Genomic DNA, 17,791 nt, shown 5'->3' with positions numbered 1-17,791 from the left:
GGATCTCTTTCATAGGTACGCCTGCCAATCTCATTTCTACAGCCTTCTGTTTCACTTCAACCGGATAACTCACTCTTGTCCCCATAGAAAAAACACCTCCAAGTCTAATTTCGGATAACAATCATCCGTATTCAAACTCGAAGGTGTTTTTATTTGTCTCATCTTATGGGGTCAGTCCCTAGACGAGGGCGCCGCTTTTTTATTTCACTTCAAATGTTTTTACCGTTTTCAGTCTTTTTCCGATCTGATCGGACTTCCCTAAAAACGTCACCGTCACCGTGTATGTTCCCGGACCGGGCACGTTCTTCCACACATCTGAAAAGTCATACGTTTCATTCGGCATTAAGGTCACAGTCTGAAACGCCTGAGTAAACATTTTGTCTTTTGAATAGCGGTACAGTTCTTTGTGATGTTGGTCATGTACGGTCAATTCGAATTTCTGCCCTGAGCTGAATGTGAAATCGATCGGGCTGCCGCTCTTGTTTTTTAAAGACATTTGAAATTCGATCTGCTGATCCGTCTGCACAGGGTTTACGGCTAATTCCGCTTGCTGTTCATTCATCTCTCCGGATACCTCCTCAGCGGGCTCCTTCTGCCCGGATTGACTGCTGCATCCGATCAATAAAATGACCGGTAATAACAGGCCAAACAGCCACTTCATTCTATCCGCTCCTATCAGTCTTTTCTGAAGAAACCAAAGATCCCCGTCGTTTGCACGATGTTTGTGAAGGCTTTCGGGTCGACTTCTTTCACGATTTTCTCAAGGTCATACAATTCGTACCGCGTGATGACGATGATCATCATTTCTTTCTGTTCGTTTGTGTAAGCGCCTTTTGCCGGCACCGTCGTAATGCCGCGGACCATTTTCCCGTAAATCGCTTCTTTGATTTCATCGGCTTTTTTTGTAACGATCATGGCGGTCAGTTTCATGTGGCGGGTGTGAATGGCGTCAATCACCCTTGTTGTGACATACAGAGCGACAAGGGTATATAATGCTTTCTCCCATCCTTGCAATAATCCTGCCGTCAAAATGATAATCCCGTTCAAAATGAAGAAATATGTGCCGACCGGCTTATCCTTCCATTTGGCCAGCACCATCGACACGATATCAAGACCGCCTGTCGAAGCGCCGAATTTCAGCGTTAAACCGATGCCGATCGCTGAGATGACTCCTCCGAATACGGTATTCAGAAGAATATCGTGCGACAGTCTCATTTCCGGGAGAATTCCCATAAAGACGGACGTCAGCGCTACGCTTAATATGCTGTATACAGTGAATGATCTGCCGACTTTCAGCCACCCTAACACACCGATGGGAATGTTTAAGAGGAACATGAGAACTCCTGTCGAAATATAAAAGGGGGCGTATTGATCAACGACGCTTGACAGCAGCTGGGCGACACCGGTAAAACCGCTGGCATATACATTCGCCGGTATCAGGAATAAATTCAGTCCCGCCGCATACAGAAACGCGCCGATGACGACGATTGCTAATTTTTTTGCTTGTTCTAGTACCATGGCTTGCTCCTCCGCTCATTTTCATTATTAGCTTTTCCCTTAAAATAAAGTTTTGAACACTATTTTGCCACATTTATATGATATAGTTGGCATCACTCTCACCAATCGGAAAGAAGGGAATTATGATGACAGTTCACCTTATTGCTGACAGCGCCTCTGACCTGCCGAAATCTTATATTGAAGAAAACCGGATCGGGTTCATTCCGCTGCACGTAACACTTGACGGAAACGAATATGAGGACACGGTCACCATTCAGGCGGATCATATATTTCAAGCGATGCGGGACGGGAAAGTTCCGAAAACATCCCAGGCATCACCGGATACGATAAAAAAAGTATTTTTACAATACGCGGAACTGGGAGAACCGGCGATATACATCGCCTTTTCCTCAGGTCTTTCCGGCACCTATCAGACGGCGGTGATGATCGCCAATGAAGTAAAAGAGGAATTTCCCGATTTTGATTTACGGATTGTAGATTCCAAATGCGCTTCATTGGGCTGCGGCCTTGCGGTGATGCACGCGCAAACACTCTGTGTTAACGGGAATACAATACAAGAAATCGAAACGTCTGTAAAGAGCTTTTGCGCACGGATGAAACATATATTTACGGTCGATGATGTCGCTTATCTCGCGCGGGGCGGCAGAATTTCAAAAACGTCCGCTTTTGTCGGGGGGCTTTTGAACATTAAACCGATTCTGCATGTGGATGACGGCAGGCTCGTGCCGCTCGAAAAATTACGCGGACAAAAGAAACTGTTTAAACGGATTATAGAAATGATGAAGGAAGAAGGCGGCGATTGGGCGGATCAAACCGTGGGGATCAGCTATGCAGATAACGAGGAGACGGCGCTTCGGATGAAGGAAATGATTGAAGAAGCGTTCCATCCGAAAGAGACCATTCTTCATTCAATCGGCTCTGCGATCGGCGCGCACTCCGGGCCGGGCACGCTCGCGATTTTTTTCCTGAAGCCATAATTTCAATGCGGGCGGGCATCCTAACGGACAGAAGGGAGGCTTTGCCGCATGAAAGATGATGACAAAAAACCGTTGGACAATAACGCCGTAAATCAGAAAAAGAACCGGCTTGCCGAAAAAAACCGGCAGGCGGGAAAAAACCAGAATTCCAAAAAACCGGACCATCTGTAAAAGCAAAACAGCCCTCTTGTGTATGAAGAGAGAGGGCTGTTTTTTGTTCTATATGCGTCTAACATCACTTATCACGAATCCGCTTTCAGGCAATGCCGGCATTCTGGACAGGCTGAAGCTCAAATCTTGGGACGGAACATCGTACTCTATTTCATTGGCAAGAAACGCAAGGGAAGTTTTCATGACTTCCACGGTCATTCCCTCACCCGGACAGCGGTGGCCGTTAGCCGGATCACCTCCGCCCTGGGGAATGAAATCAAATTTATTTTCCTCCCGCCCCTGAAAACGTTCCGGGCGAAATTCATTGGGATTTTCCCAAAGCCGGGAATCATGGTTTGTCCCATATAGGTCAAGCATGACGGATGCACCCTTTTTAAACTCACAGTTCTTCCATACGAAATCTTTTTTCACAACGGCTCCTAAAAACGGGGCAAACGGGTAATACCGCCGAACTTCATGTGCAAATCTTTCGGCCTCCTGATCATCTCTCGATCTCAGTTTGCCCCGATATTCAGGGTAATCATGCAATGCAAGAGCTGAAAACGTAATGAAGTAAGAAATGGCGGCAATCGGGCGCAGAACATTAATAAGCTCAACAGCAGCCATGTGAGAATCAAGTCTGTTCCCGTCAAGTTCTGTATGAAAAGCCATTTCATACAAGGCTGAGCACTCCGGCGTTTGCAGCTTGCCGGACCGCACATCCTCAATGACCTCCTCTATCCATTTCTCCGTTTTCAGCCTCGCCCTTCTGCCTTTCCAATGACGCGGTCCGACAGCGCCGAATGCGTCTACCATATCGGTGAAATCCTCCGCCCGCTCTTTCACTTCTGAGTCTTTCAGCGGGACGCCGGCCCACTCACAGGCAGCCCGGCACAGCACTTTCTTCGCTTCATCAAAAAGGACAATTCGGTTTGAACCCTCCCACATTTCCGCAGATGCTTTCCACTGTTTTGCCACCGCTTCCGCAAGCCGTTTTTGCCGGGGCGGTGTCAACAGCGACATAAATAGAAGCTTCCTGTGCTTATGCCGTTCACCGTCCATTGACTGGATTGCCCCTGTTCCGAATAACGTTTTCTGCACCCGTTTGGGGAGGGCATGCTCCCGCTGAAATCGTTCTGTGTCATAAAAAAGCTTTGCGGCTTCCGCTCCGCTCATACAAATGAATGTCTTCCCTAATAAACGGGCGCGAAACACATCCGAGCGATAATTCTCCGCTCGGTTTTTCACAAATACATAACCATCGCGTAATAAAGCCAGACTATTATCAAGACCCTTTTCATGCGGAATTTGTTCATCCATCCCGATTCCTCCCTTCTTTTTTCACCTTTCTCGAAAAAGAATAAATAACACAAGTATATTCAGTATTTGTGTTTCATTCAGAAGTTACTCATGTCAGGCTGCAAAAATCAGGGGGCGGGGCAAAAGCCCGTTACAAAGTAAACCGGCGGACCTGATCGTTTAACCGCTCTGTCAGGCTCACCAGATTATTGACGCTTTCCGCCATTTTATGAAAAGAAGACAGCTGCTCAAGCGCGGAGGCAGAAATCTCTTCGCTTCCCGCAGCCGTTTCCTGAACGACGGCGCTGATGCTTTCGGCATGATGCAGCACTTGCTCACCAAGCTGTTTCGATTCGACGATCCGTCCGTCCAATTGAGTAAGCTCCGCTTTAATATGGGCGGCTTTTTGTTCAATATGGACGAATGATTCTGACGTTTTCTCCATCAGCTCCTGCTGTCTGTCCGCTAAAGCGACGCCGGTCGTGACAGCTCCGGTAATAGATGTGATGCCGTCTTCAATTTGCTTTACCATATCGAAAATCTGCGCGGTCGCTTTGGCTGATCCGTCTGCGAGCTTCCGTATCTCCTCGGCAACGACGGCAAATCCTTTTCCGGCCTCGCCTGCTCTGGCCGCCTCGATTGCGGCGTTTAATGACAGCAGATTGGTCTGGCCCGCAATGTCAGAAACGGTCTGCGCCATCATACTGATGCCTGCCGCATGCTCTATGAAGAGATCGGCGGCTTCGGAAATCTCTTTTGATGTCTCATTGCTTTTATCAATGGCTTGCTTGGTCTCGGCTAAAGCACCGCGCCCCGCAGCCACCGCCGCAATCGTCTCTTCGCTGCTTCTCGTCGTTTGTTTTGAACGTTCGGCGTTCGCCTTTGAATGTTCATCCATTTGTTCAATGAATTGCACCGCATGCTGCAGATCTTCTGAAATGGTTTGGGAGCCTTGCGCCATTTCTTCCGTCGACACGGACACCTGCTCGGTCATGTCCTTCAGCGTCTGGTTTTCCTTCGTCAAACCTTCCGCGAAAGTCTCGACTTCACGGCCGACCTCTCCGATCGCCTGAATTAAGGTGCGGAGCTGTTCAGCCATCATTCCGAATGAGTCATTCAGCTCTTTCAGTTCGTCCTTCCCTTTATAATCAAGCATTTCAACAGCAAGGTTCCCTCCTGCAATACGACGGGCATTTTCAGCCATGCGGCGGATCGGCCCTGCAATTCTCTTCGTCAGCCTGATGGAAGATATGACGGTGACGGCAAGTATCACGATGGTCAGCACGGCTGCGCTGTAAACGATAAACTGAATCTGGTCAGCCGTCTGCTTCTGCATGTCTTCATAGTGATCCCGGCTTTTCAGATTCAGCATATAAATATCATTCAGAAGACCGTTGATGCGGGCCGCCGTCCTTGTCGCTTCAGCCGGGCTTTTCGAATCAAGAGCAGCGTCCGCCTCCGCCTGCCATGATTCGTATTTTTTGGCGAGTTTGTCATAAGCAGCTTTGTCTGCACCGTCCGTCATCGTTTTTTTGAGCGCCGCCAGTTTGTCTGAGCTGCTTTTCATATAGCTTCGCACATCTTCTTTCTGGGCGTCTGCGAGCGTATAGGAATAGCCGGTGATGCTTTCTTTTAACGTATTAAGGTCAGCTTTTGCTTCCTGGACGTTTAACAGCGCGTCCACTTCATCTTCATTTGAAGCCTGAATCTTCATCATGTTTACAATGGTAAAGCCGATGACGGCGGTGAAGCAAATCATCGTAACGGCTGCGTTAACGAGCAGCCTTGTCCGTAATGTCACTTCAGATCGCCTCCTTTTTCAATCAGGCTGTTTTTCATATCCGTGATCTTTTTCGCCAGCCCGCCTGCGTTTTTGACAACTCTGATCTTAGCTAAGTCCATGCCGTTTTCCTTCAGTCCGTAAACGATCTCACCGCTTTTGATCTCCTTGTTGTCTGTTAAATCTTTCGCCAATTCATAGATGACATGGTCGACGTTTTTCACTAAAGAAGAGATAACGGCGTGCTCGGCGGTGTAATATTGATCGCTGTCAACACCGATGGCGTATACTTTTTGCGCCTCCGCTTCTTTCAGTGCGCCGACGCCCGTGAAGCCGGCCGCCGTAAACAGGACATCGGCTTTTTTTCGGATCATGTTTTGGGCGATGCGCTTTCCGAGCTTATCATCATCAAACGTACCGCTGATGTCCGACAGCACGCGGATTTTCGGTTTGACTGATTCTGCGCCTTTCAGATAGCCTTTCTTAAACCGTTTAATGACGTCGGCATCTGAACCGCCGATAAATCCGATCGTGCCGGTTTTGCTCGTCATGGCCGCCAGCGCTCCGGCTAAGAAGCTTCCTTCATCCTCTTTAAACGTGACGGAGGTGACATTATCCAGTCCTGATACGGAATCAATCAGCACAAACCGCTGCTTCGGATATTTTTTGGCGACCTTTTCTAAATCCGCCTGCATGCTGTAACCGAGCCCCACCACAAGATCATTGCCTTCACGGACAAGCTGGGTCAGTCCTTTTTCGTATGTACCGGTGTCTTTTATCTCCCGGTAATCAAATGTGATGCCGAGCTCGTCTCTCGCTTTCATCAAACCTTGAAAGCCTGAATCATTAAATGATTGGTCGCCGAGGCCGTTGTCTGTCAGCATGATGCCGATTGTTTTCGTTTTTTCGGCCGCCGTTTCCTCAGATTTGCCGGCACATCCCGCCGTGCTGAGCGCAATCAGCAGTACAGCCGCAAATATCGCCATTTTTCTCATTGAAACTCTCCTTTTGTTTTTTTTCTATAGTTATATATCGGTTCGGATGTCAGAATATTTTATTTCAATAAAATATGTATGTTCGGCAGGATGTTAAACAAATGAGGGTATAGGAGCTTTTGAGAAAATAAAAAACATCGGTTTTGGTTCACCGATGTTTTTGCAGAAAATTTATTGTTTTTCGTATGTCCAGCCGTCTTCCTGATAGACCTTGCCGTTTTTCATCAGATGCCCGAGCGCCCGCTTAAAGGCGGCTTTGCTTAAATGAAACCGTTCGCGGATATCGTCAGGATGGCTTTTGTCTCCGTAAGGCATCGCGCCGTTTCTTGATCTCAGATAGGTCAGAATCTCTTCCGCGTCAACCGAAAGCGCATCCTGCTTTCTCGGCAGCAGTGACATGTTGACGGAGCCGTCTTCCTTCACCTCGATGACACGCCCTGTCACGCGGCTGCCGAGTCTCGGCTCTTCTTTTCTTTCTGAAGGGTGAATAAACGCGCGGATGCCTTCATCGGTAATCAGAAAAGAGCCTGATGCAATCAGTCTGTACACCGTGCCCGTCAGGTCTTTATTCATGACGTCTTCCTCTGCATCCGTAAATAATTCACTGATGATATCTTCGGGTGCCGGCTTGGCAAACATGCGCCCGCGGCTTGTCACCTTCAGCATGCAATACAGTCTGTCTCCTTTTTGCGGCCAGACGGATTTGTACGGAGGCAGGTGCTCCGTTGCGACGAGCGCGTCTTTTGACAGACCGACGTCGACGAATACGCCCATATCTTCCACAGCGTCCGTCACTTCCACCCATCCGTAGTCATAAAAGCTGATGAGCGGCTTTTTCATCGTCGCCGCGAGTCTTTCCTGATGATCGACGTAAATAAATACGTCCACTTCATCTCTGTCTTCGATATCCTCTGTGATTTCACTGTTATGTAAAAGAACCGTATCCTCGCCGTCGGTTAAAAAATAACCGAAATCGGTTTGGTGATCTATACTAAGCGTGAGCTGCTGCCCTGGTCTCATGTTATCGTCCTTCCTGATTCGCCCGTATGAGGCTGATGTTTTTCTCATTTTTTCCAATATGCATAAATTCATGCTTTATGCTGTTGGACATTTCTCTTTATTCTACTATAATCAACTCATAAGTGAAATGTTATAGGAGGTTTTCTCATGGCAAAAGAAAGTTCTTTTGATATTGTATCCAAAGTTGAATTTCCCGAAGTGCAGAATGCGATTCAGATGACGCTGAAAGAAATCGGCACGCGCTATGACTTTAAAGGATCGAAAAGCGATGTAACTTTAGAAAAGGAAGAGCTTGTCCTGATTTCTGATGACGAGTTTAAACTGAATCAGCTCAAAGATGTGCTGAGCGGCAAGCTGATCAAACGGGACGTGCCGACGAAAAACATTGAATACGGCAAAATCGAAAATGCATCGGGGGGCACGGTGCGCCAGCGCGCGAAGCTTGTACAGGGCATTGATAAAGACAACGCCAAAAAAATCAACGCGGTGATTAAAAACTCCGGCTTGAAGGTCAAGTCGCAGATTCAGGACGACCAAGTGCGCGTCACCGGAAAAAATAAAGATGATCTGCAGCAGATTATTGCAGCCGTCCGCGGAGCAGACCTGCCGATTGACGTTCAATTTATTAATTTTAGATAAATTATGTGATTCCTATTGATTATTGTCTCTATTTTCGGTAAATTTGGAGAAAGGGATTTTCACAGTTAAGTTTTGGAAACCCATGACAATTACATGAACGTTCTTATCAAGAGAAGCCGAGGGACTGGCCCGACGACGCTTCAGCAACCGGTGTAGTGGTTTACCCAAACCATGACCAAGGTGCTAAATCCAGCAAGCTAAAAACAGCTTGGAAGATAAGAAGAGAGACAAATGATTACAAAGTCTTCTTCTTAAGAAGACTTTTTTTATTTCTCTTTTTTCCTTGCTGAATGTGACGAAGGAGGCAAACAATGGGACTATTACAAGACTTAAAAGAACGGATTTTAATCGGAGACGGTGCGATGGGCACTCTCCTCTATTCCTACGGCATTGACAGATGTTTTGAGGAACTGAACGTATCAAAGCCCGAAGAAATCAAGCGGATACATAAGGCTTACGTGGAAGCCGGGGCAGACATCATCCAGACAAATACGTACGGCGCAAATTTTATTAAGCTCTCAAGATACGGACTTGAGGATGAAACGAAAAAAATCAATCAGGAGGCGGTCAGAATCGCGCGTGCTTCCTCAGACGGCGCTTATGTATTGGGAACGATGGGCGGCATCCGCACCTTTAACAAAAACGCCTACAGCCTGGAGGAGATTAAACGCAGCTTTCGGGAGCAGCTTTATTTATTGCTGCATGAAGAGCCGGACGGTCTGCTTCTGGAAACATACTATGATTTAGAAGAGGCGCGCGAAGTGCTGAAGATCGCGAGAAAAGAAACGGAACTTCCGATTATGCTGAACGTATCCATGCACGAACAGGGCGTGCTGCAGGACGGAACGCCGCTTCGGGAAGCCCTCAGGTCCATTGCCGATCTCGGCGCTGACATAACGGGAATCAATTGCCGGCTCGGCCCGTACCACATGATTGAAGCGCTCACCGAAGTGCCGATTTTCCGTGACGCTTATTTATCGGTCTATCCGAACAGCAGCCTTCCGTCTTTAGAAGAAGGCCGGCTTGTTTATGATACGGACGATGCCTATTTCCGGGAGAGCGCCGTACAGTTCCGCACTCAGGGCGCGCGCATTATCGGCGGCTGCTGCGGTACGACGCCAAACCATATCAGAGCCATGGCTGAAGCGGTCCGCGGACTTTCTCCTGTCACTGATAAAGAAGTGAAAATCAGACGGGAAGAAGAAGTCATCTCAGTCCGCAACGAACGGACCGAGCCGGGTTTAAACGAAATCGCCGCTCAAAAACGGTCAATTATCGTAGAGCTTGATCCGCCGAAAAAATTGAATTTTGACAAATTTCTGCAAGCGGCGGCTGAATTAAAAGAAACCGGCATAGAAGCGCTGACGCTCGCCGACAATTCATTGGCGACACCGCGGATCAGCAATGCCGCCTGCGGTTCATTGCTGAAAGAGCGCCTTGATATCCGTTCTCTCGTTCACATTACATGCAGAGACCGCAACATCATCGGCCTTCAGTCACATTTAATGGGGCTGGATACGCTCGGACTCACCGACATTTTAGCCATCACGGGCGATCCTTCAAAAATCGGCGACTTTCCGGGGGCTACCTCCGTCTATGATTTAACGTCCTTTGACTTGATCAGGCTGATTAAACAATTCAACGAGGGCATTTCTTTATCAGGGAAACCGCTCGGCAAGAAAACGAACTTTTCCGTAGCCGGAGCATTTAATCCGAATGTCCGCCACCTTGATAAAGCAGTAAAACGGCTGGAGAAAAAAATCGAGTGCGGAGCTGACTACTTCGTGTCCCAGCCTGTCTACTCGGAGCAGCAGCTCATTGACATTCATCATGAAACGAAACATCTCAAAACACCTGTGTATATCGGAATCATGCCGTTAACGAGCAGCCGCAACGCAGAGTTCATCCATCATGAAATCCCGGGCATTAAGCTGTCAGACAGCATCCGCGAAAAAATGGCGCTCGCCGGCGAAGACAAGCGGAAGCAGAAAGCCGAAGGCCTCGCCATCGCCAAGTCGCTTCTCGACACGGCGTGCGAACTGTTTAACGGAATTTATTTAATCACCCCGTTTCTCCGTTCTGATTTGACGTCAGAGCTTGCAGCTTATATTAAGCAAAAGGATGAAAAGCGGGCTGATGTATATTTGCATTGACGCGGAAGAGGCCGCCTGATATGACAGGCGGCTTTTTCATGGTACGATACAGAAAAAGAATCAGGCAAAGGAGGATTTTTTCATGGTTGAAGTAAAACCCATCACCGCAGAAGACACGTACGCGATCAGACACAGCGTGCTGCGCCCCCATCAGACGATTGAGGATTGTAAATATGATCAGGACAGCGTCAAAGGAGCCTTTCATCTCGGAGGTTTTTACGACGGGACATTGATCAGCATCGCTTCTTTCTACCCGCAGAACCAGCAGGCGTTACAGGCAGCGCCCGCCTACCAGCTGCGCGGCATGGCGACGCTTGAGGAATACCGGACGCAAAAAGCGGGAAGCACGTTAATCGCCTATGCAGAACGAAAACTGGCAGATATGGGGGCGGCGCTTGTCTGGTGCAACGCCAGATGTCACGTAAAGGGATATTACGAAAAGCTGGGCTGGAAAAGCACGGGCAGCCCCTTTGACATACCCGGCATCGGCCCTCATGTGATCATGTATAAAGAACTCGCCTGAAACAGACAAATGCCCTTGGGGACATGTCTCTAAGGGCATTACCCTGAATGTCACGTCTGCTTTTATATACGGTACTATTGACGCCCTTCCGCTTTTTTAATACCCTTTGTACATTACACAACAGCAAGGATGGCAGGCAGAAAACGATATCTGTCAATTGCCGTTTTCAGCTATTAATTCAGAAGAAAAGGAAGTATGAGATGAATACGATCCAAAAACCGAAAATCCCGAAAGAATTGCCGGTGCTTTCTTTCACAGAAGCGCTTCAGGACGACCTCATAAAAGAAGTCGTCATAGAAAACGCCGTCGTAAACAGCAAACTGGACGGCCTGCGCGCCGAAAAAGTCATTTTCAGAAACACCGTTTTTACGGATGTCTCTTTCAGACATATGGAATGTACGGATGTCCTGTTTGACAAATGTGATGTCTCAAACGCTGATTTCAGCGGAAGCATCATCCATAGAACGGCGTTTCAGCATTCAAAACTTCTCGGGTTGAATCTGGCGGATTCCGCCATGCGTCATGTACGGTTTGAAGACTGCCTCGCAAATTACAGCTCCTTCAGCTATTCCAATATGAAGCATGTCCGGTTTGACACGTGCGCTCTTACAGAAAGCGAGTGGAATGATGCCGTTCTTGAATACACAGATCTTGACGTCTGTGATTTGAACGGCGCAAACTTCATCGGCACGTCTCTTTTTAATATGGATATCAGCACGTGCACATTTGATCATCTGCACGTCTCACTTGAGAAGCTGAAAGGATGCCGCATCTCTCCGTCTCATGCCGTGACATTCGCAGAAGCGCTCGGAGCCATTGTGACGTGATTTTTTATTAAATGAAACGGCGGTCGGCATCCTGAATAAATGCTCGGCATTGGTGATGTGGGGTGCTGCTTTTTATTTTGCGGCGCTTTTGTTTCGATAAAAGGAATTCGGCCAGGCCATGTTGAATGTACCGGAAGAAGAGGGGGAATTGGAATGTCAGACATTTTAAAGCTGTATCACTACCACAGATGGGCAAATGAGCAAGTTATTCAGCATCTGAAGACGCTGCCCGCGGTCAGCTTACAGCAGAAACTGAAAAGTGTTTTTCCGACTGTGAACGCCGTGCTTGTGCATATATACCGGGCTGATTACATTTGGCTTCACGTGCTTTACGGAGAAACTTTCGAACAAATCGCCTCGCAGTTTGATCAATTTGAAAAGCTTGACGGAGATTTTGAGGCGATTGAACATAGAATGACTGAACTGGACAAAGAATTCAGCGAATTTTTAAAAGAAATGGAGAACCCGGAAGGTCCGATCTCTATTTCTCATCCGCGCCTGGGGACGCTTCAGACGACATATGCCGATGTGATCCGGCATGTTGTGAATCACGGCACATACCATCGCGGCAATATCACCGCGATGCTTCACCAAATGGGCTATAAAGGCGTGCCGACTGACTACATTTTTTTCTCATACGAATCATAAAAAAGCAAAGGCCTCCCGGGCCTTTGCTTTTTTACTTCGAATCTATCATAATCCGATATAGCCGGAGACGCCCGCTTTTTCGGCCACATCGTAAATTGTCATTTTCATGCTTACTGATCCCTCTTTTGTTCTCTGGTTTTAGGTCAGTCCGTTTTCCGGCTTACGAATTTGCGGTATTCAAGCGGCGAAATGCCTTCAATCTGTTTAAACAGTTTGGAAAAATAGGTTGGGTCCTCCATACCGATGGCGTCCGCGATCGCCCCCATTTTGTCATTGGTTGCGGACAAAAGACGTTTCGCCTCCGTCATTCTGACTTTGTTCGTATACTGGCCGGGCGTGACGCCGAGCACCTGCTGCATACAGCGGGTCACGTAGTCTTGGTTGTAATGAAGAGCCGAAGAGAGCGCTTTGATGGTTGTTTTCTCCTGATAGTGCTCCTGCAGGTACCGGGCGGCCTCCCATGCGACTCTTTCCTTTGCGGACGGGATTTGGAACGCTTCTTTCTGAAGATGGAGCAGCAGCTCTTCAAACAGAATCTGCTTTCTGAGCGGCAGATCGGAGTTCTCGGCGCTGACATCTGTCAGGACACTGAATTGCCCGGCCATAAACTGCGGGCGTCTCACTTTCCCTTTTTGCGGCAGGGACAGCCGGTAGCGGGACGGCTCTTCAAAGCTCCCTTTTTTTCGCCTCAGCTCCGACCAGTTGTTCCCGGTTGTTTCCGCCATCTCATAAGCCGCTCCCTCAAAATGAAGCCACGAATAGGATGTCGTTTCTTCACTGCCTTTTGTCCCGTAATGTTCAAGCCCGGGAGAAAGCAGAATATATTCTCCCGCTTCAACGGAAAAGGCGTTTTCGTCTTCTGTAATGTAGAGGACGCCTTCTTTCACATACAGCAGATCAAACACCGGGAAGACCCGTCTCACATGGGTTTCGCCTTTTTTGAACACTCCATCTCCCGCAGCGATAAAGACCGGGAACGGAGGAACTGTGAACTCGAGAAAGGACATATTTTCGGCCCTCCTTTTTAAGTCGGATTTTTGCAAGAAGTTTCGTTTCTCTCCCTTTTTATTATAAGAAAATGGAGGTACACTTTTAAACGTTGATTTTGTCAGGAAAGGGGTTAAAAGAAATGAAACAAGCGATTTTAAAACGGGCTGCGTTCAAACAATCCTCTGATCACAAACTCTCATTATACGCGCTGACTTGGCCGATATTTATTGAGGTTTCATTATATATGTTTATGGGAAACGCCGACACTCTTATGCTTAGCCAATACTCTGACAACAGTGTGGCGGCCGTGGGTGTCAGCAATCAGATTTTAAATTTAATTATCGTGATGTTCAGCTTTATCGCAACGGGTACGACAATTGTGATTTCACAGTTTTTAGGATCTAAACAGAAAAAAGAGGCGCAGGAAGTGGCTTATGTATCAATAGGAGCGAACTTTGTCATCAGTCTCGCCATCAGCGCCGCCATATTTTTTGCGGCCGTTCCGCTGCTTCATGTGATGGGTCTTTCCAATGAATTGATGCCGGATGCCAAAGTCTTTTTGCAGGTGGTCGGCGGGCTGTCCTTCATTCAGGCTTTGATTATGACGTTCAGCGCCATTTTAAAAAGCTACGGTCATACGAAGGATACGATGTTCGTTACGATCGGGATGAATATTTTAAATATTGCCGGAAACTTTCTTGTCATTTTCGGGCCGCTCGGCCTTCCGGTGTTAGGCGTCGCCGGTGTTGCGATGTCAACGTCCTTCGCGCGGATCATCGGGCTGATCGCGATGATTGTGATCGTCAAAAAACGCATCGGACTCGGTCTGACATGGCAAAAGATTTTTCACGTCCATAAAGAGCACTTGCGGAAACTCCTGAAAATCGGGATTCCGTCTGCCGGCGAACAGCTGTCTTACAACATTTCGCAAATGGTTGTCACTTATTTTATCGCCATTATGGGCGCTCAGGCGCTTACAACAAAGGTTTATACACAAAACATCACCATGTTTATCCTGCTGTTCGGAACGGCGATCAGCCAGGGCACACAGATTTTGATCGGCAGATATATCGGCGCCAAACGGTTTGACGACGCTTATGACCGCTGCATGAAAAGTCTGTACTGGGCGCTTGGCATTGCCGCTTTGACATCAGTGATCATGACTTTGTTTTCAAAGCAGCTGATCGGAATTTTCACAAGCAGCCCTGACATTATTGCGACGGCGAGCATGCTGATCGCCATGACGATCATTCTTGAGCCCGGCCGTTCATTCAATGTCATTATCATCAACTCGCTGCGGGCTGCCGGAGATGCAAAATTTCCCGTCTACATGGCGATGATTTCCATGTGGGGTATCGGACTGCCGCTCGCTTATCTGTTCGGCATTCATTTCGGATTAGGGCTTATGGGCATCTGGATTTCATTTATCGCGGATGAATGGGTCAGAGGCATTCTTATGTACAGAAGATGGCGGTCGCGGATTTGGATTCAAAAAGGGATTGCATAGACGCCCTGGCTTCGTTATGAAGCCGGGCGTTTTTTTATGCTTGTGAAAGCTGTTTTCTCATGTCACCGAGCTCTGACCGGTAATGTGCCGCTAAACCGGTAACGGCGGGCCTTGAGTATAACGGAAACAGCTCCAGCTCTTCAGACGCCTCCTCGAAATACGCCTCGGCCTCGAATGCGATGTACTCCCATACATTCATAAAAGCTTTGTTGACGGTATGGCTCTCCAGCTCTTCTTCCGTATAGCCGAATTGCTTCATCACCTGGCGCGGGAGACGCTTTTTCGCCCGCTCGTCCGTATGGACCTCCAGAAGCATCCGGGTCAGCTGAATGGCTGCTCCTAATGAAACGGCTGCATGGCGGAGTTTCTCTTGGTTCCGGCGCGCACAAACCGGCAGCAGCAGCAGGCCGAGGGCTCCGCCTGTTTGGCCCGCGTACATCAGCAGGTCATCAAACTCTTGATACGTTACTTTTTCTCTGTCAGAGATTTGGCCGGCGATAAACTCACGTAACGGCTCTTCTTCAAGCGCAAATTGCTGCCGCACATCGGTGAGCGCCTCCCACAAAAAGCCGTCGGCGCGGGACCCGTTCAGAAAGTCTTGTGCCGCCTGTTCAAATCCTCCAAGTTCCTGCACATCAAGCCGGTCAGCTTCGTGAAACAAAGCAAGCACCGCCCATGCGGCCCGCCTGTTTTTTGGCGGCAGGGATGAGAAAGTCCGTTTATATAAAGGAAAGTGCGCCTCGGCAAGCTGGGCGCATGTTTCGTATTCGGTCATGGTATCACTCCTCTGTTTTTTAGTGTACCATATGTTTCACAATAAAAAGACCGATATCCTTCAGCGGAAACCGGTCGCGGCACTGTTATTCTTCTATATCGATACGGTACGCCTCAAACCATGTATGGATCTGGGCAAGATGGGCGATCAGCTGCGGGCCTTTCATCAGCTGGCCGAACCACGGAACCTGAAAAGATGAACCTTCTGTCTCCAGCAGCATTTCCAGCTTCTTTCTGTCAAGCAGGGTGTGAAGCACGGAATCTTTCTGTTGTAAAATCGTTTTCAGCCATTCTGTGACCCCCTGCGTGTATTTCGGGTGATGCGTTTTCGGATAAGGGCTTTTTTTGCGGTACAAAATATCTTCAGGAAGCAGTCCTTCAAGCGCTTTTCGCAAGATGCCTTTTTCCCGGCTGCCATGCATTTTCATTTCCCAAGGAATATTCCAAACGTATTCCACAAGTCTGTGGTCGGCGAACGGCACCCGTACTTCAAGACTTGCGCCCATGCTCATGCGGTCTTTGCGGTCGAGCAGATTTGTCATAAACCAAAGCATATTTAAGTAGAACAGCTGCCGTCTCGCTTTATCTGTTCCCGTCTCACCGTCTAACAGCGGCGTTTCCGCAATGGTTTCTTCATATCTCGCATTCACGTATTCTCTAAGATTCAGCCGTTTTTGCCACTTTTCATCCAAGAGCGTGATCCTCTCCTCAGTCGATCTCATCCAAGGAAATCCGTCTTCTTCTGCCGCGGTGTGAAACCACGGATATCCGCCGAAAATTTCGTCCGCGCATTCTCCGGAAAGGCTCACGACAAAATCTTTTTTAATTTCCCGGCAGAACCATAATAGCGAGGAATCAACATCAGCCATGCCCGGCAGGTCTCTGACGAGAACGGATTCCTCCAGATGTTCAACCAGCTGATCCTGCGTAATCACGCACTTATGATGCTGTGTACCGAATGCATTTGTCATTTTATCGATCCACGGGCCGTCATCATTCGGCTGAAAGGCGCTCGCTTTAAAAAATTTGCTGTTCTCCTCATAATCAATTGAATAAGTATGAAGGGGATCTCTGCCTTGTTTCTCAAAATGAGCGGCGGCTATCGCGGTTATCGCGCTCGAATCAAGCCCCCCTGATAAAAACGTGCAAACCGGCACGTCAGATACGAGCTGGCGTGTCACTGCATCCTGAAATAAGTACCGAATGTGAGCCGCGGTTTCATCGAAGCTGTCTGTATGCTTTTCGCTCTTTACATTCCAATAACGCCATATGGACAAACCGTCCTTTGAGAAAGTGAACGCATGGGCGGGACGCACCTCGTGAATTCCTTTAAACACCCCGCAGCCCGGAGTTCTGGACGGCCCGAGTCCGAATACTTCCGCAAGTCCGCCGCTGTCTGTGCGGGCTTTCACATCAGGATGAGCAAGGATGGCTTTCAATTCCGACCCAAACAGAAAGGAAGAGCCGTGTTCTTTATAAAAAAACGGTTTGACGCCGAGCCGGTCTCTTGCCCCGAACAGCCGCTTGCGCTTTTCATCCCAGATGGCAAAAGCGAAAATACCGTTCAAGCGGTCCACGCACTCCTCCCGCCACTCAATATAGCTGTGCAGCAGCACTTCTGTATCAGAGGTCCTCTCAAAACGGTGGCCCCTCGCCTGAAGCTCCTTCCGCAATTCCTCCGTGTTATACAGCTCGCCATTATAAATGATGGTGTACGTTTCCTCTTGATGCGTGCAGGCCATCGGCTGGCGGCCGCCTTCAATGTCAACGACCGAAAGTCTTTTATGTCCGAATAAAACATGGGGCTCTCCCCAGACGTTTGAATCATCAGGTCCTCGTTTTGAAAGAGTGTCTATCATATTATTCATAATATGTTTCTCTTGGACGAGCTGCTTTTGAAAATCGACCCAACCCGCAATTCCACACATGTGATATCAGCTCCAATCCCGTTTCTGTCGGTATCAAATTCGTTTCTATCAGCACTTTACCCA

At 48.3% G+C, this 17,791-nt stretch carries 17 protein-coding genes and 1 riboswitch; of the genes, 8 read left to right on the top strand and 9 right to left on the bottom strand.

What is annotated here, in order from left to right; translation table 11 throughout:
• Window positions 1–199: 199 nt before the first annotated feature.
• Window positions 200–661: a BsuPI-related putative proteinase inhibitor gene (locus V7728_RS18090; protein WP_007409142.1), complete on the bottom strand. Its 462-nt coding sequence runs from the start codon at window positions 659–661 to the stop codon at window positions 200–202.
• 14 nt (window positions 662–675) lie between these two features.
• Window positions 676–1,518, bottom strand: coding sequence for a YitT family protein (locus V7728_RS18085; protein WP_007409143.1), 843 nt, complete (start codon window positions 1,516–1,518; stop codon window positions 676–678).
• A gap of 125 nt (window positions 1,519–1,643) precedes the next feature.
• Between V7728_RS18085 and V7728_RS18080 the strand changes: the two genes are divergently transcribed.
• Together V7728_RS18080 and V7728_RS18075 are read left to right on the top strand one after the other, a co-directional pair.
• On the top strand, window positions 1,644–2,495 hold the full coding sequence (locus tag V7728_RS18080) for a DegV family protein (RefSeq protein WP_052827249.1): 852 nt from the start codon (window positions 1,644–1,646) through the stop codon (window positions 2,493–2,495).
• Between the two features lie 48 nt (window positions 2,496–2,543).
• Entirely contained in the window at window positions 2,544–2,666 is a 123-nt protein-coding gene (locus V7728_RS18075; protein WP_003155105.1) for a hypothetical protein, read from the top strand.
• A 48-nt stretch (window positions 2,667–2,714) separates the two neighbouring features.
• Here V7728_RS18075 and V7728_RS18070 read toward each other — a convergent pair whose 3' ends face one another.
• From V7728_RS18070 to V7728_RS18055, 4 genes are all read right to left on the bottom strand, one after another.
• A complete protein-coding gene (locus V7728_RS18070; RefSeq protein ID WP_099566548.1) occupies window positions 2,715–3,965 on the bottom strand; it encodes a cytochrome P450 in 1,251 nt (416 codons plus the stop codon).
• A gap of 130 nt (window positions 3,966–4,095) precedes the next feature.
• Window positions 4,096–5,745, bottom strand: a complete 1,650-nt coding sequence (locus tag V7728_RS18065; protein WP_099566547.1) for a methyl-accepting chemotaxis protein — start codon at window positions 5,743–5,745, stop codon at window positions 4,096–4,098.
• Window positions 5,742–6,719: a BMP family lipoprotein gene (locus V7728_RS18060; RefSeq protein ID WP_099566546.1), complete on the bottom strand. Its 978-nt coding sequence runs from the start codon at window positions 6,717–6,719 to the stop codon at window positions 5,742–5,744. The genes V7728_RS18065 and V7728_RS18060 overlap by 4 nt, the downstream gene beginning before the upstream one ends.
• A gap of 171 nt (window positions 6,720–6,890) precedes the next feature.
• The gene (locus V7728_RS18055; protein ID WP_170936341.1) at window positions 6,891–7,787 is read right to left on the bottom strand and encodes a CvfB family protein; all 897 of its coding nucleotides are present in this window, start codon (window positions 7,785–7,787) and stop codon (window positions 6,891–6,893) included.
• Between the two features lie 99 nt (window positions 7,788–7,886).
• Between V7728_RS18055 and V7728_RS18050 the strand changes: the two genes are divergently transcribed.
• From V7728_RS18050 to V7728_RS18030, 5 genes are all read left to right on the top strand, one after another.
• Window positions 7,887–8,378, top strand: coding sequence for a YajQ family cyclic di-GMP-binding protein (locus V7728_RS18050; protein ID WP_012117263.1), 492 nt, complete (start codon window positions 7,887–7,889; stop codon window positions 8,376–8,378).
• Between the two features lie 100 nt (window positions 8,379–8,478).
• Window positions 8,479–8,600, top strand: a riboswitch (SAM riboswitch).
• Window positions 8,601–8,689: 89 nt separating this feature from the next.
• The gene (locus tag V7728_RS18045) at window positions 8,690–10,531 is read left to right on the top strand and encodes a bifunctional homocysteine S-methyltransferase/methylenetetrahydrofolate reductase (protein ID WP_039252040.1); all 1,842 of its coding nucleotides are present in this window, start codon (window positions 8,690–8,692) and stop codon (window positions 10,529–10,531) included.
• A gap of 82 nt (window positions 10,532–10,613) precedes the next feature.
• Window positions 10,614–11,054 carry a GNAT family N-acetyltransferase gene (locus tag V7728_RS18040; protein WP_007409151.1) on the top strand — a complete coding sequence of 147 codons (441 nt, stop codon included), beginning with the start codon at window positions 10,614–10,616 and terminating at the stop codon, window positions 11,052–11,054.
• A 200-nt stretch (window positions 11,055–11,254) separates the two neighbouring features.
• Window positions 11,255–11,881, top strand: a complete 627-nt coding sequence (locus V7728_RS18035) for a pentapeptide repeat-containing protein (protein ID WP_076423865.1) — start codon at window positions 11,255–11,257, stop codon at window positions 11,879–11,881.
• Window positions 11,882–12,034: 153 nt separating this feature from the next.
• On the top strand, window positions 12,035–12,529 hold the full coding sequence (locus tag V7728_RS18030) for a DinB family protein (protein WP_012117259.1): 495 nt from the start codon (window positions 12,035–12,037) through the stop codon (window positions 12,527–12,529).
• A gap of 143 nt (window positions 12,530–12,672) precedes the next feature.
• Here V7728_RS18030 and V7728_RS18025 read toward each other — a convergent pair whose 3' ends face one another.
• Complete coding sequence (locus V7728_RS18025) at window positions 12,673–13,536, bottom strand: AraC family transcriptional regulator (RefSeq protein WP_099566545.1); 864 nt, start codon at window positions 13,534–13,536, stop codon at window positions 12,673–12,675.
• 122 nt (window positions 13,537–13,658) lie between these two features.
• On the opposite strand from V7728_RS18025, the gene V7728_RS18020 reads away from it, so the two are divergent.
• Entirely contained in the window at window positions 13,659–15,026 is a 1,368-nt protein-coding gene (locus tag V7728_RS18020; protein ID WP_003155121.1) for an MATE family efflux transporter, read from the top strand.
• Between the two features lie 34 nt (window positions 15,027–15,060).
• Here the strand turns inward: V7728_RS18020 and V7728_RS18015 are convergent, their stop codons facing one another.
• The gene (locus tag V7728_RS18015) at window positions 15,061–15,801 is read right to left on the bottom strand and encodes a squalene/phytoene synthase family protein (RefSeq protein ID WP_099566544.1); all 741 of its coding nucleotides are present in this window, start codon (window positions 15,799–15,801) and stop codon (window positions 15,061–15,063) included.
• 85 nt (window positions 15,802–15,886) lie between these two features.
• Window positions 15,887–17,728 (bottom strand): asparagine synthase (glutamine-hydrolyzing), encoded by a 1,842-nt coding sequence (gene asnB / locus V7728_RS18010; RefSeq protein ID WP_025284535.1) that lies wholly within the window; start codon window positions 17,726–17,728, stop codon window positions 15,887–15,889.
• Between the last annotated feature and the right edge of the window lie 63 nt (window positions 17,729–17,791).

The organism is Bacillus sp. JHAA, assembly GCF_036961585.1.
GTDB lineage: Bacteria > Bacillota > Bacilli > Bacillales > Bacillaceae > Bacillus > Bacillus velezensis.
The sequence above is the reverse complement of the archived record's forward strand: the minus strand, read 5'-3'. Positions and strand labels throughout refer to the sequence as shown.

Excerpts from the sequence above, each read along its gene's own strand:
- V7728_RS18060 (WP_099566546.1), bottom strand. The coding sequence starts at position 6,719 with ATGAGAAAAATGGCGATATTTGCGGCTGTACTGCTGATTGCGCTCAGC.
- V7728_RS18020 (WP_003155121.1), top strand. The coding sequence starts at position 13,659 with ATGAAACAAGCGATTTTAAAACGGGCTGCGTTCAAACAATCCTCTGAT.
- V7728_RS18080 (WP_052827249.1), top strand. The coding sequence starts at position 1,644 with ATGACAGTTCACCTTATTGCTGACAGCGCCTCTGACCTGCCGAAATCT.
- V7728_RS18035 (WP_076423865.1), top strand. The coding sequence starts at position 11,255 with ATGAATACGATCCAAAAACCGAAAATCCCGAAAGAATTGCCGGTGCTT.
- V7728_RS18090 (WP_007409142.1), bottom strand. The coding sequence starts at position 661 with ATGAAGTGGCTGTTTGGCCTGTTATTACCGGTCATTTTATTGATCGGA.
- V7728_RS18070 (WP_099566548.1), bottom strand. The coding sequence starts at position 3,965 with ATGGATGAACAAATTCCGCATGAAAAGGGTCTTGATAATAGTCTGGCT.
- V7728_RS18045 (WP_039252040.1), top strand. The coding sequence starts at position 8,690 with ATGGGACTATTACAAGACTTAAAAGAACGGATTTTAATCGGAGACGGT.
- V7728_RS18030 (WP_012117259.1), top strand. The coding sequence starts at position 12,035 with ATGTCAGACATTTTAAAGCTGTATCACTACCACAGATGGGCAAATGAG.
- V7728_RS18055 (WP_170936341.1), bottom strand. The coding sequence starts at position 7,787 with ATGAGAAAAACATCAGCCTCATACGGGCGAATCAGGAAGGACGATAAC.
- asnB (WP_025284535.1), bottom strand. The coding sequence starts at position 17,728 with ATGTGTGGAATTGCGGGTTGGGTCGATTTTCAAAAGCAGCTCGTCCAA.
- V7728_RS18050 (WP_012117263.1), top strand. The coding sequence starts at position 7,887 with ATGGCAAAAGAAAGTTCTTTTGATATTGTATCCAAAGTTGAATTTCCC.
- V7728_RS18040 (WP_007409151.1), top strand. The coding sequence starts at position 10,614 with ATGGTTGAAGTAAAACCCATCACCGCAGAAGACACGTACGCGATCAGA.
- V7728_RS18085 (WP_007409143.1), bottom strand. The coding sequence starts at position 1,518 with ATGGTACTAGAACAAGCAAAAAAATTAGCAATCGTCGTCATCGGCGCG.
- V7728_RS18015 (WP_099566544.1), bottom strand. The coding sequence starts at position 15,801 with ATGACCGAATACGAAACATGCGCCCAGCTTGCCGAGGCGCACTTTCCT.
- V7728_RS18025 (WP_099566545.1), bottom strand. The coding sequence starts at position 13,536 with ATGTCCTTTCTCGAGTTCACAGTTCCTCCGTTCCCGGTCTTTATCGCT.
- V7728_RS18075 (WP_003155105.1), top strand. The coding sequence starts at position 2,544 with ATGAAAGATGATGACAAAAAACCGTTGGACAATAACGCCGTAAATCAG.